Here is a 14723-nt window from a genome sequence, read left to right on the forward strand (position 1 = left end):
GCGGGTCTCTAGCTCCTGACTACGGCTTTTGCCTGCGCGCCGCTCTTTCTGCAGCCGGCACACATGCCGAACAGAACCAACTGACGTCCCGTCACCGCGAAGTCGAGGCTGCTCGCGATAGACTGCTGTCGCGCCTCGATTTCCGCGTCAAAGAACTCATAGATTCGACCGCAGACCGTGCAGACGAGATGGTCGTGCCGGGTCCCGTCATTCAGTTCGTAGACCATGCGGCCGTCGCCAAAGGCCACGCCGGACAATAAATCCGCATCCACGAGTTGACCGAGCACGCGATAGACCGTGGCAAGACTCATGTTGCGCACGTCTTCGTTGAGAAGCTTATAGACCTGTTCAGCTGTGAAGTGGTCGCGAGCGTGCTCGTGAAAAAACTCCAGCACCAGGACTCGCGGGAACGTGGGCCGCAGGCGGGCTCGCTCCAGAATACGATGAATGTGCATGGATGTCGTGGCAATGGAGAACCGGCGGCAGCCCCGTTGGATTCCAGGTCGCCGCCATGAAGAAGTCGTCGGGGATCACGTCGTGCTGTTTCGGCAAGACGAACCGCGAGTGGCCGAACTATGTAAGCCGGGTCCTTAAGAGAACCTTAAGCGGCAGTTTCGGGACGCACTGGACGACCTCGGATCGATGCGCCGAAACGAGTTCTTCCCGTTAAATTACGTAATCCTTTCGCGCGATTGTTGTCGTTAATCCCGCACCATACTTCCGTCACACGCCGCAACACGTTAAGCTCCAGCCCCTCATTGTTCCTTTGACGCCACGCCGCTTATTTTTTTGACGACGCATTTATTTTCATCGTCCTATGATCGGGGGGCTCGTTTCCGCCGCGCTGGCTAGCACGCGCCGACTGAGCCGACTTGAAAACCATGCAATAGATAAGCGCACACTTTGGCATAGCCATTGAAATGACGTGTCGCGCAATAAACATCCAATAATTAATTATGCTTCTCGCAGTTTGCGCAACAACGGTTTCGAATGTATTGCATGCGTGTTTACGGCGTTGGTGGAAAGAGCAATTGATACCCTCAATTACCGCTTGATCACGGAGCCAACAAGTATGAAAAAGTCTTTACTCGCGGCCGCGCTCTTCGGCGCATTTACGATGTCGGCGCATGCGCAAAGTAGCGTGACGCTCTACGGCCTCATCGATACGGGATTGGTTTACACGAACAATCAGTTCGGGCACAGCAACTGGCAGGTATTGAGCAGTTCGACCCAGAACACGGTGTTCGGTCTCAAGGGCTCAGAGGATCTGGGCGGCGGCTTGCACGCGATCTTCAAGCTCGAACAAGGGTTCCTGCTGAACAACGGAGCGCAGGCATTCTCCGGTGATGGTTTCGGTTCTCAGGCATGGGTCGGCCTGCAAAGCGATCCTTACGGCACCTTGACGTTCGGCCGCCAGTTCGACGTGATGAACGACCTCGTCGGGCCGCTTACCGCGGAGTTCAACACGTGGGGCGGCAGCATGGCCGCGCATCCGTTTGAAAACGACAACCTTGCTGCGAATTCCGTCGTGATCAACAACTCGGTTAAATACGCGAGCCCGACTTACCGCGGCGTTACGTTCGAAACGATGTATTCGTTCAGCAACAAGGCGGGCGACTTCGGGAATAACCGGTCTTACGGTTTCGGCGTTTCGTATGCGCAAGGTCCGCTGAATCTTGCCGCCGGCTATCTGCAACTGAACAACGCGGGCAATGGCAGCGGCGCGGTGACTTCGAGCGATACCAGCGCGAACTTCCTCGCAGAACGCCAGCGTATCTGGTCGCTGGGTGGTAACTACACGTTCGGGCCGGCCACGGTCGGGCTAGTCTGGAGCCACACTCAGATCGACAACGCGTCGGGCGTGTTCTCGTTCGGCACGGGCAGCTATCTCGGCTCGGGCGATACCTCCGCGGGATCGCTGGGTGGTTCGCTGCGTCTCGACAACTACGAGGTGAACGCAAAGTACGCGCTCACGCCGGCGTTGAGCGTATCCGGCGCGTACACGTACACACATGGCGCGTATAACGGTTCCTCGCCGGGATGGAATACGGCCATGCTGCAAACCGACTACTCGATCAGCAAACGCACGGACTTCTATCTGGAAGGCGTCTATCAGAACGTGCATGGCGCGCCTGCGGACTCCGTGCTCTCGCATGCCATGATCAACACGTTGTCGCCGTCCTCGACCAACACGCAAGTAGCGGTCACCGTGGGTATGCGTCACGCGTTCTAAGCAGGCTCGCTTCAAGTGATGTGAACACGCATGCCCTGTTCTCGCAGGGCATGCGTCGTCATGCTCGGAACGATCAGGGCACGACGTCCAGCGCTACGTGTTCTGTGAACCTTCGTCCTTCGCTTCAGCCAGAATCTGCTGGATGGCTTGCTCGAAAGTTTCGACAGGCTGTCCGCCACTCACCAGATAGCGACGGTTGAAGATAATGGCCGGCACCGACTGAATACCCATTGCCTCGTTATTCCGCTCCTCTGCGCGAACTTCAGCGGCATAGGTTCGGTTTTGCAGTACGTCACGCGCCTTCGCGGCATCGAGCCCGACGGACTGCGCTGCCTCGATCAGCACTTCATGATCGCTTGGGTCTTTGCCGTCAGCGTGATACGCCTGCAGCAGCGCCAACTTGAGCGGCAACTGCTTGCCCTCGATGCCGGCCCAATGCAGCAGACGGTGCGCGTCGAAGGTGTTGTACACGCGGTTGCGCGGGCCAAAAGTAAAACCGACGCTCGCGCCGCGCTCGCGGATCGCGGCCTGCGTTTCGGCGATCTGCTCCGGTGTGCGGCCGTATTTTTTGCCGAGATAGTCGACAATGCTCTCGCCGTCCGGTCCCATGTCCGGATTCAACTCGAACGGATGCACGACGATTTGCGCGTCGACGGCGTCGCCGAGACGCGAAATCGCGCGTTGGAGCGAGGAGAGGCCGATCGCGCACCACGGGCATGCGATATCGGAGACAAAATCGATAGTGAGCGCTTGAGTCATTGCTATGTTCCGGTCGTGTCAAAGCGAAATCCGCAGACAGCGTAACCGGTATTGCCATTATTTGCAGGACCGCCCTCGTGACGTGACAGGAGCCGGCGTCTTACAATTCACCAGCCGCAGTTGAGCGATTGACCGTGCGGACGATGGGGATGCCGCGAGGCGTCATAATCCCCGTTCGCCGTCGTGCACGACAACGACTGCTTTTCCAACGTTGAAAGGAGCCTCAAATGAGCAAGGGATACTGGGTGACGTCATATCGCGCGACGAAAGACGCGGAAAAACTGGCCGCGTATGCGCAACTCGCCGCACCCGCCGTGGCGGCTGCCGGCGGCAAATTCATTGTGCGCGGTGTGGCCGAGGAGGCTCGCGAGCAGGGCTTGAAGGAGCGGACGGTCGTGATCGAATTTCCGACCTATGAAGCGGCCGTCGCCGCCTACGAGAGCGAGCCCTACAAGAAAGCGCTGGCCGCATTGGGCGACGGCGTTGAGCGCGATCTGCGGATTGTGCGCGGCGCGGAGTAACACGAGAGCGAAAGATACGGCGAGCGCGACCTGCTCATGCAAATGCGCGCTCGCCCCAACATCTATTTCACGGCCCCTAGCGCGAGCCCCTTCACCAGATATCTCTGCAACCACGCGAACACCACAGAAACCGGCAACGTCGCGCAGAGTGTAGCGGCCATCACCAGATGCCACTGGACCACGTATTTCCCGGCGACCATGTCGGTCACCTGCACGGTCAGCGTCTTGTTTTCGGGTGAGCGGATCAAGGTATAGACCACGGCAAACTCGTTCCACGCGTTGATGAACGTGAAGATCGCGGTGACGACGATCGCGGGCACCGCGAGCGGCAGAAACACTTTGAAGACCGCCTTGGTGCGTCCGCATCCTTCGAGCCATGCCGATTCTTCCAGATCCCGCGGCACCGTCTGAAAGTACGAAGACAGCATCCACACGGCAAACGCGATATTGAATGCCGCGTAAGACACGATCACGCCGATCTTGGAATCGACCAGATTCCCGTCGCCGTAGGGAATCATCGCCGCCAGCCGGAACAGGCCGACCACGAGCAGAATCGGCGACAGCATCTGTGTGACGAGCAGAAACTGACGGTAGAGCCCGCGTCCGCGAAACGGGAATCTCGCCAAGGCATAGGCCGCGGGCAAGCTGACGGCCAATGCAAGCGCGGTCGACAGCAAGCTGATTACCGTGCTGTTGCGCAGCGCCACGCCGAAATTGGCCGCCACCCACATATCGGAGAAATTGCTCCACTGCCAATGCACGGGCAGCCAGCGCGCCGGGTACACAAAAATCTCGGAAGCCGGCTTCAACGCGGTGAACAGCATGACGGCGAACGGAAACAGCACCACTACGATCAGTGGCGACAACGCGAGCCAGCACCACAGCGTGCGCTTCATCTTGACGCTGAGACTCATGACGGATCCCCTTCTTTCGCGGGCTGCAGGCGCAGATAGGCGATCGAGAAAATGAACAGCATGACGAGCATGATCAGCGACACCGCCGCGGCTTCGCCGGGACGCCCGAGCCGGAAACCGAGCTCATAGAGATACGTGACGAGAATGTGCGTGCTGTTGTCGGGGCCGCCCTGCGTCATCACCCAGATGATCGGAAACGAGTTGAACACGTAGATCACGTTCAACAGAATCGTCATGTTGATGAACGGCCGCAACAGCGGCATGGTGAGTTTGCGGAACTGCTGCCAGGCGCTCGCGCCGTCCATGCGCGCGGCTTCGTAAATATCGCCGGGCACCGAAGACAAGCCGCCCAGCAGAATCGTCACCGTAAACGGAACCGACACCAGAATGCCGACCGCGATTTCGACCGGAAACGCGAGCTCCGGCGTGGCCAGCCAATGAATCGGACCGCTGATCAGGCCGAGTCTCTGCAGCGTGACGTTGACCATGCCGTAGTCGTCGTTGAAGGCCCAGCGCCAGACCACGGCGGTCATGGTCAGCGAGACGGACCACGGCAGCATCACGATCGTACGCGCCACACCGCGCCCATAGAAATCCTGGTTCAGCACGAGCGCAACGGGCACTGAGATCAGCACCGTGCCACCCACCACGCAGATAGTCCAGACAATGGTCCGCCTGGCTGCGGCAAGAAACGCGGGATCGCTGAAGATCGTATAGAAATTCTGCAGACCAGTGAAATCGCGAATGGCACCGAAGCGTGAGACCTCGTGCAGCGATTGCCACACGATGTTGAAAATCGGATAGCTGATGATGAAGAGCGCGAGTACCAGGCTCGGCGCAATCAGCAACCAGGGCGCTTGCAGGCGCGAAGAAGCGGAGCGGCTCATGCGTGCTCGATCGTAAGACGCGTCCGCGTTAAGGGGCAGGCGCGACGGGATGGGCCGGATAGTGCATTACGACCGAAACGCGCACCGCCTTTGCAGGGGCGGCGCGCGTTCCGGGTTCAGCAGATCGCTACGAGACAGCGCGATTACTTGCCGAGCGACTTGTTCGCTTGCGTGGCCGCCGCGTTCAATGCGTCGGCCGGCTTCGCCTTGCCCAAATAAATCGACTGCATAGCGTCGGTCACGGCCTTCGCGGTGTCTTCCCAGCCGGTCACGGTCGGCGCGAAATGAGCGGTCGGCAGCAGCGCGACGAAGGCCTTCGTGTCAGGATCGTTGAACGCCGGGTCGGTCGCCTCAGCCTTGGTGGTCGGCAGGAAGCCTTCGGTCGTGGTGAACTCCACGCGCGGTTCCTTCGTGAACAGATAGTCGAGGAACTTCCACGCCGACTTCTTCACCTTCGAGTTCTTGAACATCACGATCGAGTCGGTGACAGCATACGTGGCGTGTGTCGTGCCCATCGGAATCGGATCGATGCCGTACTTCAGGTTCGGCGCTTCCTTCTTGATCTGTTTGGCGAGGAACGGTGCGGAGATCATCATCGCAACGCGGCCTTGCTTGAACAGGTTCTGCACGTCTTCACGGCTATAGCCGGTCACGCCCGGTTGCGTCAGGCCCTGGTCGATCATCGTCTTGTACAGCGTGGCTGCCTTGATGCCGGCCGGCGAATTGAAGGCAGCCTTGCCATCTTTGCCGACCACGTCGCCGCCATTGGTCCACAGGGCGTAGTAATAGTAGACGTCGGTTTCGATTTCCTTGCCTTGCAGGCCGAAGCCGGCAATGCCCTGCGCCTTCAGTTTCTTCGACGCTTCGATCACGTCGTTCCAGGTCTTCGGACCGTCGGGATAGCCGACCTTGGCGAGCAGGTCTTTGTTGTAGTACAGCCCACGCGCCGACGCGGCGATCGGCAGGCCGTACACCTTGCCGTTGATCTCGCCCGGCGCGAGGAACGGGCCGATGAAACGGCTCTTGAAGTTCGCGTCCATGTAGCCGTCGAGCGGTTCGGCGACGTCGTCCTTCACGAAGTCGAGCAGCCAGCGCGTGCCGACGATCGCGAGGTCGGCGTTGGCGTTGCCGGAAATGTCTGTCTGCAGTTTCTGCTGCAGCGTGTCCCAGTTCACGTCTTCAATCTTGATCGTCGTGCCGGGATTGGCCTTCTCGAAGTTGCGGGCCATTTTTTCGAAGTACGGCGCGGTCGCGTCGCTGTAGTGTGCAACGGTCACGCGAACCGTGTCGGCGTGAGCCGCGACGGCGATACCTGCAAACGCGAGCGCCACGGCAACTTTGCCTAGCGCGAGGGAAGCACGGGCATGCAACGACATTTCTCTCTCTCCTGGATGGTTTGCTGCCGTCGCCGGCCGCTTCGGGTTGAATTGTTTGTAAAAATCCTACATGACGCAAAATTGCTTGTCACGTAGGGTCTGCCATATTTTTTCCCGGCTGGTTTTGTGCATAAGATGCTGTAAAGCAGGGATATTCTGCACAACGCGATGCCACGGATACCCAATCTTCGGGATGACTAGACAACTGTATCGCGAATGGATTTGTAGGAAATTTACACGCTAATCCGGGCCGACGGCGTGGTCGAACAGCGAGGCGGACAATGAATCGTGTGGTGTTGGTAACGGGCGCTTGCGGCGGCATCGGCAACGTGTTGTGCAAGCGCTTCGTTGAGCAGGGCGATACGGTTCTGGCGCTCGACATCAACGCCGCCGCGCTGCAGGCGTTGGGCGCGCAACTCGGCGAGGCGCACGTCACGCCGATCGCCGTCGATCTCGGCGACGCCGCCGCGGTGCAGCAAGCGGTGGCCGCCGCGGTCGAACTGCGCGGTCCGGTGGATGTGCTGGTCGCGAACGCGGGCGCCGCCGAAGGTTTGACACTTGCCACGACGGATGTCGCGAGTTGGCAACGCGACATCCATCTGAATCTGAACGGCACGTATCACACGGTGGAAGCGGTGCGCGCGTCGATGATCGAGCGGCAGCGCGGCGCGCTGGTGCTGATCGGTTCGGTGAACGGCATGGCCGCGCTCGGTCATCCGGCGTATAGCGCGGCGAAGGCCGGGCTCATCAGTTATACGAAAGCGCTCGCGCTCGAACTCGGCCGCTACGGCATTCGCGCGAACATCGTGTGTCCGGGCACGGTAAAGACGCAGGCGTGGCAGGCGCGCGTCGACAAGAATCCGCAGGTCTTCGAGGATCTGAAAAAGTGGTACCCGTTGCGCGACTTCGCGACGCCCGACGACATCGCCGACGCGGTGCTGTTCCTGGCCTCGCCGATGGCGCGCGTGATTACCGGCGTCGCGCTGCCGGTCGACGGCGGCCTGATGGCCGGCAACCGTTTGATGGCGGAAGAACTGACACTCGAGTCGCTCTGACCCGCCCGCAGCAGCATTGCAAGCAGCACGAGATCGAGTCAACCACGCAAGACGATGAGGACAGCATGGCAGCAGTGCAACTGAGCGGCATCTTCAAACGCTATGGCGACACGCAAGTGGTGCACGGTATCGATCTCGACATCGACGACGGCGAGTTCGTCGTGCTCGTCGGCCCGTCGGGCTGCGGCAAGAGCACGTTGATGCGCATGGTGGCCGGGCTCGAGGAAATCAGCGGCGGCGATCTGATGATCGGCGGCACGCGCGCGAACAGTCTCGCACCGCAGCAGCGCAATATCTCGATGGTGTTCCAGAGCTATGCGCTGTATCCGCATCTGTCCGTCTACGAAAACATCGCGTTCGGGCCGCGGATTCGCAAGGAGTCGTCGGCGAGTTTCAAGCCGCGGATCGAGGCCGCGGCAAAGATGCTGAACCTCGGCGGCTATCTGGACCGTTTGCCGCGCGCGCTCTCGGGTGGCCAACGGCAACGCGTGGCGATGGGCCGCGCGGTGGTGCGCGAGCCGTCGCTGTTCCTGTTCGACGAACCGCTGTCCAATCTCGACGCCAAACTGCGTGTGCAGATGCGCACCGAAATCAAGGCGCTGCACCAGCGGCTGAAGAATACGGTGATCTACGTCACGCACGATCAGATCGAAGCCATGACGATGGCGGACCGCATCGTCGTCATGAACGCGGGGCGGATCGAGCAGATCGGCCGGCCACTGGAACTGTACGACCATCCGGCGAATCTGTTCGTGGCGAGCTTTCTCGGCTCGCCGTCGATGAACTTTGCCGAAGGCGTGATCGCGAGCCGCGCGCAAGGTCAGGGCCTCGCGCTGAATCTCACGGATGGCGGCGAGATCGTGCTGGAAGGTGCGCCCGCTTCGGCGGTGATCGGCGCGAAGGTCACGCTCGGCGTGCGGCCGGAACACATCGAAACCATGACTCCGACGCCCGACGCGACGATGGAAGTCGAAGTGGTCGAACCGACTGGCGCGGAGACTCACTTGTACGGGAAAATAGGCGGCAGCACGTGGTGCGTGACAACACGTCAGCGCTCGAAAATCGAGCCCGGCCAGCGCGTCACGCTGCGTTTGCCAGCCGAGCATATTCATCTGTTCGACACGGAGAGTGGACGCAGGCTGGTCTGACCCGCGCGTTGCCGTTTGAGGTCGATACGAGCTCGCCTCAGGCTCAGTGAAGCTGCGACGCGACGTGGATTATTCAACGCATGAGAATGCGCCGGACCGCTCCAGGTTTTCTCACCCCGTCCGGGGGCCTGGCGCGAAGCGACAGGTCTGGGGGCGCTTTGAAGGAACACCGGGTGTCCGCACCGAACTTGATTCCCCACATCCGCAGCGCACTCGCCAATTTGCGGCCCGCCGAGCGCAAGGTCGCCGAGATGGTGCTGAGCGACGTCGACTTCGCGATGCGCGCGAGCATTACCGAACTCGCACAGCGCGCCGAGGTGTCCGAGCCTTCCGTCACGCGCTTTTGCCGCGCCATCGGCGCGCATGGTCTGCGCGACTTCAAGATGCAACTGGCGCAGAGCGTGGCGGGCGGGCTGCCGTATGCATCCACGGCGGTGGCGCGCGACGACGACGTGCAGACGCTCATGGACAAGGTGGGCGAGGCGGCGGTCGACGGCATCACGCATGCGCGTGGCGCGCTGGATCCGGCGGTGGTCGAGAGTGCGATCGCGGCGTTGTCGAGCGCGCGGCGGGTGTTTTTCTTCGGTGTAGGTTCAGGCTCGGGGCTGGTCGCGCAAGACGCGGCGTTGCGGTTTCTGCGGCTCGATATTGCATCCACCGCGTTTACGGATGGGCATTTGCAGCGTCTTTACGCGGGCCTGATGGAACCGGGCGATGTGGCTTTCGCGATTTCGCATTCGGGCCGCAGTGTCGAAGTCAACGAGAGCATCCAGATTGCCAAGGAGCGTGGCGCGACTACGATTGCGCTGACCAATGTCGGCTCGCGTCTTGCGTGGCTGGTGGATATTCCGTTGCTGTTGCGCGTACCGAGCCCGATCGACCCGAATACGCCGGGGGTGTCGCGGCTCGTGCATCTTTGCATCATGGACGCGCTGGCGATCGGCGTCGCGCTCAAGGCCGGGCCGAAGACGCTCGAGAAGATGCGGCATGCGAAGGCGAGGTTGGCGTCGCATGAGCCGGAGGCGGCGGGGGATTGAGAGGCCGCGGGGCTATGCCATCCACCCTAAGCGCCGCGACAACCTCGACGTCGCGGCGCGCAAAGTCTGCGCCGGCCCACCCGCCAATTCACTGTCGAAGCTGCCGCTCGGCCCCATCAACGCCAGAACGAGGCAGATACTGCCTGTGTGGTCCAGCACCGGCGCGGCGAGCGTATTGATGCCCGGTACAGGCCGGCTGAGCGCCGTGTCGATTCCATCCGCGCGGATTTGCGCAAGACGCTGCGCGTAGGCTTGCTTCAGCGGCGGCACTGCCGAGGCTGCGTTCGTGTCGCCCGCCGCTCTACCTTTGTCCGCCGGCGCCGGCTTTCCTTCAAAGACATCCGCCGCACCCGCTCCCGCCAACCGCAGATGATCCTGCGCGAGCAAACCCGCGCGCACATCGTCCGCGACATAGGCGGCGAACACGCGGCCGATCGCCGTATTGGCCAGCGACATCACCGTGCCGACCCGCAGGCTCACATGCAGCGGCCGCGCCGATTCCTCCAGACGCACGACGGTCGGCCCGAGCGGACCGAGCACGGCCATCGCGACGCTCATGCCCGTCGACGTCGCCAGTTCGACCACCTCGGGCTCCGCTTCACGCGTCGGCGACAAGCGCTGCAAGCCGATCAACCCCAGCTGCAGCGCGAGCGGCCCGGCTTCGAAACAGCCCGACGCATCGCGATTGAGCAAGCCGATTTTCAGCAGACTCACCAGATGCGGAAACGCCTTCGCCGGTGGCATGCCCGCGGCGGCCGCAAGATCGCGCAGATTCAACGGCCGCGCCGCCGCGACCAGCGCCGCCAACAATTCGCCCGTGCTATCGAGCGACTGGATGCCGCGCTGCGGTTTCGCATCAGCGGAGGAATGAGCGTGAGAGGTGTCGAGAGAATCGGTCACGATGCGGAAGAAGCCAGCAAGGAAGGGACGATAGCCAGTTCGGCGCCGATGTCGCGCGCCGTCGCAAGCAGTGCACGCGCGATCGGACCGTCGGCGGCGACGTCGATCGCGCCGGTCGAGCCGATGACCGTCAGCGCCAGCGCCAGGCGGCCGTCGGCATCCAGCACGGGCGCGCTCAGACTGCTGATGCCCGGACTCGGCACATCCACGCTGCACTCCAGGCCGCGCGCGCGGATCGCGTCCAGCGTGGCTGCAAAGACGGCGCCTTCGTCGGGCGGCGTCATGGCATTGCCGATCGCGCGCGATTGGTTCGCCCACATTGCGTCAAGCACCTCGCGCCGCGAATAAGCGTAAAACACCCGCCCCGTCGACGTAGCCGGCAGCGACATCACCGTGCCCACATGCAAATTGACGTGCAACGGAAAGCCCGCATGTTCATAGCGAACGATAGTCGGCCCTTGCGGCCCGGCAATGCAGATTGCGACGCTGAAGCCGACCGCTTCGGCCAACGCGGCCACGCGCGGCACGGCGGCGCGAAACGCCGGCTGGTTTTCCAGATGCAGCAAACCGAGCCGCAACGACAGCGGGCCGGGCTCGTAACGGCCCGACAGTTCGTCGCGCTTGATCAAACCCAGCCGGCTCAAGCTCACCAGGTAGGCGTGCGCCTGCCCCGGCGCGATCTGCGCCGCGCTGGCGAGGTCGGAGAGAGCGAGCGGCGTGCGCGCCTGCGCCAGCGCCAGCAACACGCGGCCGCCCACTTCGACGCTCTGAATGCCGCGCTGCGTCTTGCCGCCGTCCGCCGTCTCACTGCCGCCCGCGCCTTTGCCCGTGGCCGATTTCGCTGCTTTGCTCACACCCGCGCTCGTCCGTGAAAAAGGGTCCATGTTAACCGAAGGCGTGTGCCTTCCAATCCTCATCTTAGGCCTCGCAAGATTTGCGTATAGCGATACATTTCGCTATTGACAAATAATCAGACGCCGTCCTAAGATGCATTCACCCCGACATACCGGCGCAGTCATAGAGTCAAAAAACGGGGCGAGACAATCCTGCAATACCGTCAGCCCGCGCGGCCTTCGCGCAGCCGGCCGTCTCGCCTCACGTCCAATTTTTGAGGGAGACAAGCATGGCAAAGGCATTCGCATCCCAGGCCGATCTGGAAGTCAAGAAAGTCACGTGGACCAAGCTATCCGAGAACGCCTACGCGTACACCGCCGAGGGCGATCCGAACTCGGGCGTGATCATCGGCGACGACGGCGTGCTGATCGTCGACACCACCGCCACGCCGGCCATGGCGCAAGACCTCATCGCGAAGATTCGCAGCGTCACGGATAAGCCGATCAAATACGTCGTGCTGTCGCATTACCACGCGGTGCGCGTGCTCGGCGCATCGGCGTATTTCGAGGAAGGCGCGCAGGAAGTGATCGCGAGCCGCGGCACGTACGAGATGATCGTCGAGCGCGGCGAAGCGGACATGAAGTCGGAAATCGAACGCTTCCCGCGTCTGTTCGCCGGTGTCGAAACGGTGCCGGGCCTGACGTGGCCGACGCTGGTGTTCGAAAAGGAAATCACGCTGTTCCTCGGCAAGCTCGAAGTGCGCATCGCGCATCTCGGCGCGGGTCATACGAAGGGCGATACGGTAGTGTGGCTGCCGTCGCAGAAGGTGCTGTTCTCCGGCGATCTGGTCGAATACGACGCGGCCTGCTATTGCGGCGACGCGCAGCTCGAACAATGGCCGGCCACGCTCGAGGCATTGCGCGCGCTGAAGGCCGACAAACTCGTGCCGGGCCGCGGCCCCGCGCTGACCACGCCGGAAGATGTCGACAAAGGTCTGGACTACACGAAAGATTTCGTCACCACGCTGCTGCAACAAGGCCGTGAAGCCGTCGAACAGAAGCTCGATCTGAAGGCCGCGATGGAACACACGCGCAAGGCCATGGATCCGAAGTTCGGTCACGTTTTCATCTACGAGCACTGTCTGCCGTTCGACGTGTCGCGCGCTTTCGATGAAGCAAGCGGTATCACGCATCCGCGCATCTGGACCGCGCAGCGCGACAAGGAAATGTGGGACGCACTGCAAGCCTGATAAGAACAGACGCACAGCAAGACGAGGCAAAGCGGAGAAGGACGGAGACACAAGATGAGCATCAACTACCAGACGCTGTCGTTCGAATACCGGCCGTGCCGTGAGCAGCGCGCGCAGGGCGGCGCGAACCCGGTGGCCTATCCGGTGATCGTGGTCGGCGCGGGCCCGGTGGGTCTCGCCACCGCGGTCGATCTCGCACAGCAGGGCGTGCCGGTCGTGCTGGTCGACGACGATTGTTCGTTGTCCACGGGATCGCGCGCGATCTGCTTTTCGAAGCGCTCGCTCGATATTTTCGATCGCCTGGGGTGTGGTCAGCGGATGGTGGACAAGGGCGTCAGCTGGAATGTCGGCAAGGTGTTCCTGAAAGACGAGTTGGTGTACACGTTCAATCTGCAACCGGAAGCGGGCCACAACCGGCCCGCGTTCATCAACCTGCAGCAGTACTACGTTGAAGGCTTCCTGCTCGAACGCGCGCAGGAGATGCCGAATCTCGAGATCCGCTGGAAAAGTAAAGTGGTCGGCGTGCGGCAAGATGGTACGCCCGGCACGCGCGACGCCGGCGTGACGCTGACAGTCGACACGCCTGATGGCGAGTACGCATTGCGCGGCCGCTACGTGGTCGCCGCCGACGGCTCGCGCAGCCCGATCCGCAATTTGATGGGACTCGACAGCAGAGGTGTGACGTTCAAAGATCGTTTCCTGATCGCCGACGTCAAGATGGAAGCAGAATTTCCGACTGAACGCTGGTTCTGGTTCGATCCGCCGTTTCATCCGAATCAATCGGTGCTGCTGCATCGTCAGCCGGATAACGTGTGGCGAATCGATTTCCAGTTAGGCTGGGACGCCGATCCGGTGCTGGAAAAAACACCGGAGCGCGTCATCCCGCGTGTGCGCGCGTTGCTCGGGCCTGACGCGAAGTTCGAGCTGGAATGGGTCAGCGTGTATACGTTTTCGTGTTTGCGCATGGAGCGCTTCCGGCACGGTAACGTGCTGTTCGCCGGCGACTCAGCGCATGGCGTGTCGCCGTTCGGCGCACGGGGTGCGAATAGCGGCGTGCAGGACGCGGAAAACCTCGCATGGAAACTGGCGATGGTGCTCGAAGGCAAAGCCGCGGATGCCTTGCTCGACACCTATGCAAGCGAACGCGAATACGCCGCTGATGAAAACATCCGCAACTCCACGCGCTCCACCGATTTCATTACGCCGAAGAGTCCTGTCAGCCGCGTGTTCCGCGATGCGGTGCTGAAGCTCTCGCGGCGTCATCCGTTTGCGCGGCAATTGGCCAATAGCGGCCGGTTGTCGGTGCCGGCGGTGTTGCGTGATTCTCCGCTGAATACAGCGGACTGTGACGAGTTTGAAGGAGCGATGGTGCCGGGGGCGTCGTGCGTCGATGCACCGGTGCAAGTCGCGGCACAACCGGCATGGCTGCTGCAGCAACTCGGCCAGCAATTCACCGGCGTGCTGTTCTGCGGCGAACAAGGTGTCGATCGGTTGATTCAGGACGCGTTGGACACGTTGCGTGCGGGACCGATTTTGTTGAAGCTCGTCGTGGTGACGTGTGGCGATCCGCAGGCCGTTGCGTCTACGGGCGCGCAGGTCGTGCACGATATCGAAGGGCTGGCTCACTCACGCTACGACGCAAAGCCCGGCACGTTCTATCTGATCCGCCCGGACCAGCATGTCTGCGCGCGTTGGCGGCAACTCGATGCCGGGGATGTCGGGAATGCGTTGAAACGCGCGTTGTGCGTCGAAGGTACCGCTTGAACGGGTGACGAAGGCCGCTCGTGGCATCAGCGAAAAAAATGGCTGG

At 61.7% G+C, this 14723-nt stretch carries 14 protein-coding genes; 7 read left to right on the forward strand and 7 right to left on the reverse strand.

Translation table 11 applies throughout. From position 1 onward, the window contains the following. Positions 1-8 precede the first annotated feature (8 nt). The gene (locus B0G81_RS03525; RefSeq protein WP_106278898.1) at positions 9-455 is read right to left on the reverse strand and encodes a Fur family transcriptional regulator; all 447 of its coding nucleotides are present in this window, start codon (positions 453-455) and stop codon (positions 9-11) included. Between the two features lie 617 nt (positions 456-1072). Between B0G81_RS03525 and B0G81_RS03530 the strand changes: the two genes are divergently transcribed. Then, positions 1073-2233, forward strand: a complete 1161-nt coding sequence (locus B0G81_RS03530) for a porin (protein ID WP_134133545.1) — start codon at positions 1073-1075, stop codon at positions 2231-2233. A gap of 93 nt (positions 2234-2326) precedes the next feature. Here the strand turns inward: B0G81_RS03530 and B0G81_RS03535 are convergent, their stop codons facing one another. Then, positions 2327-2992 (reverse strand): DsbA family oxidoreductase, encoded by a 666-nt coding sequence (locus B0G81_RS03535; RefSeq protein ID WP_134133546.1) that lies wholly within the window; start codon positions 2990-2992, stop codon positions 2327-2329. Positions 2993-3219: 227 nt separating this feature from the next. On the opposite strand from B0G81_RS03535, the gene B0G81_RS03540 reads away from it, so the two are divergent. Next, positions 3220-3513, forward strand: coding sequence for a DUF1330 domain-containing protein (locus tag B0G81_RS03540; RefSeq protein WP_134133547.1), 294 nt, complete (start codon positions 3220-3222; stop codon positions 3511-3513). A 62-nt stretch (positions 3514-3575) separates the two neighbouring features. On the opposite strand, the gene B0G81_RS03545 is transcribed toward B0G81_RS03540, so the two are convergent. From B0G81_RS03545 to B0G81_RS03555, 3 genes are all read right to left on the reverse strand, one after another. Further along, the gene (locus tag B0G81_RS03545) at positions 3576-4427 is read right to left on the reverse strand and encodes a carbohydrate ABC transporter permease (RefSeq protein ID WP_106278890.1); all 852 of its coding nucleotides are present in this window, start codon (positions 4425-4427) and stop codon (positions 3576-3578) included. Continuing rightward, positions 4424-5314: a sugar ABC transporter permease gene (locus B0G81_RS03550; RefSeq protein WP_134133548.1), complete on the reverse strand. Its 891-nt coding sequence runs from the start codon at positions 5312-5314 to the stop codon at positions 4424-4426. Before B0G81_RS03550 ends, B0G81_RS03545 begins: the two co-directional genes overlap by 4 nt. Before the next feature lie 143 nt (positions 5315-5457). Next, positions 5458-6690: a sugar ABC transporter substrate-binding protein gene (locus tag B0G81_RS03555; RefSeq protein ID WP_134133549.1), complete on the reverse strand. Its 1233-nt coding sequence runs from the start codon at positions 6688-6690 to the stop codon at positions 5458-5460. Positions 6691-6971: 281 nt separating this feature from the next. Between B0G81_RS03555 and B0G81_RS03560 the strand changes: the two genes are divergently transcribed. The 3 genes from B0G81_RS03560 to B0G81_RS03570 all read left to right on the forward strand — a co-directional run bounded on the left by B0G81_RS03560 (position 6972) and on the right by B0G81_RS03570 (position 9930). Beyond that, the gene (locus tag B0G81_RS03560; RefSeq protein ID WP_134133550.1) at positions 6972-7745 is read left to right on the forward strand and encodes an SDR family oxidoreductase; all 774 of its coding nucleotides are present in this window, start codon (positions 6972-6974) and stop codon (positions 7743-7745) included. Positions 7746-7810: 65 nt separating this feature from the next. Next, positions 7811-8893, forward strand: a complete 1083-nt coding sequence (gene ugpC, locus B0G81_RS03565; protein WP_134133551.1) for a sn-glycerol-3-phosphate ABC transporter ATP-binding protein UgpC — start codon at positions 7811-7813, stop codon at positions 8891-8893. 173 nt (positions 8894-9066) lie between these two features. Further along, entirely contained in the window at positions 9067-9930 is an 864-nt protein-coding gene (locus tag B0G81_RS03570; protein ID WP_012428992.1) for an SIS domain-containing protein, read from the forward strand. A gap of 12 nt (positions 9931-9942) precedes the next feature. On the opposite strand, the gene B0G81_RS03575 is transcribed toward B0G81_RS03570, so the two are convergent. Together B0G81_RS03575 and B0G81_RS03580 are read right to left on the reverse strand one after the other, a co-directional pair. Continuing rightward, a complete protein-coding gene (locus B0G81_RS03575; RefSeq protein WP_134133552.1) occupies positions 9943-10830 on the reverse strand; it encodes a helix-turn-helix domain-containing protein in 888 nt (295 codons plus the stop codon). Then, entirely contained in the window at positions 10827-11714 is an 888-nt protein-coding gene (locus B0G81_RS03580; RefSeq protein WP_134133553.1) for an IclR family transcriptional regulator, read from the reverse strand. Before B0G81_RS03580 ends, B0G81_RS03575 begins: the two co-directional genes overlap by 4 nt. A gap of 239 nt (positions 11715-11953) precedes the next feature. Here B0G81_RS03580 and B0G81_RS03585 point away from each other — a divergent pair, with 239 nt between their 5' ends. Beyond that, positions 11954-12913: an MBL fold metallo-hydrolase gene (locus B0G81_RS03585; protein WP_106278872.1), complete on the forward strand. Its 960-nt coding sequence runs from the start codon at positions 11954-11956 to the stop codon at positions 12911-12913. A gap of 54 nt (positions 12914-12967) precedes the next feature. After that, positions 12968-14677: an FAD-dependent oxidoreductase gene (locus B0G81_RS03590; protein WP_134133554.1), complete on the forward strand. Its 1710-nt coding sequence runs from the start codon at positions 12968-12970 to the stop codon at positions 14675-14677. Positions 14678-14723: the final 46 nt, after the last annotated feature.

Origin of the sequence: Paraburkholderia sp. BL6665CI2N2, assembly GCF_004366535.1 — a bacterium.
Lineage (GTDB): Bacteria > Pseudomonadota > Gammaproteobacteria > Burkholderiales > Burkholderiaceae > Paraburkholderia.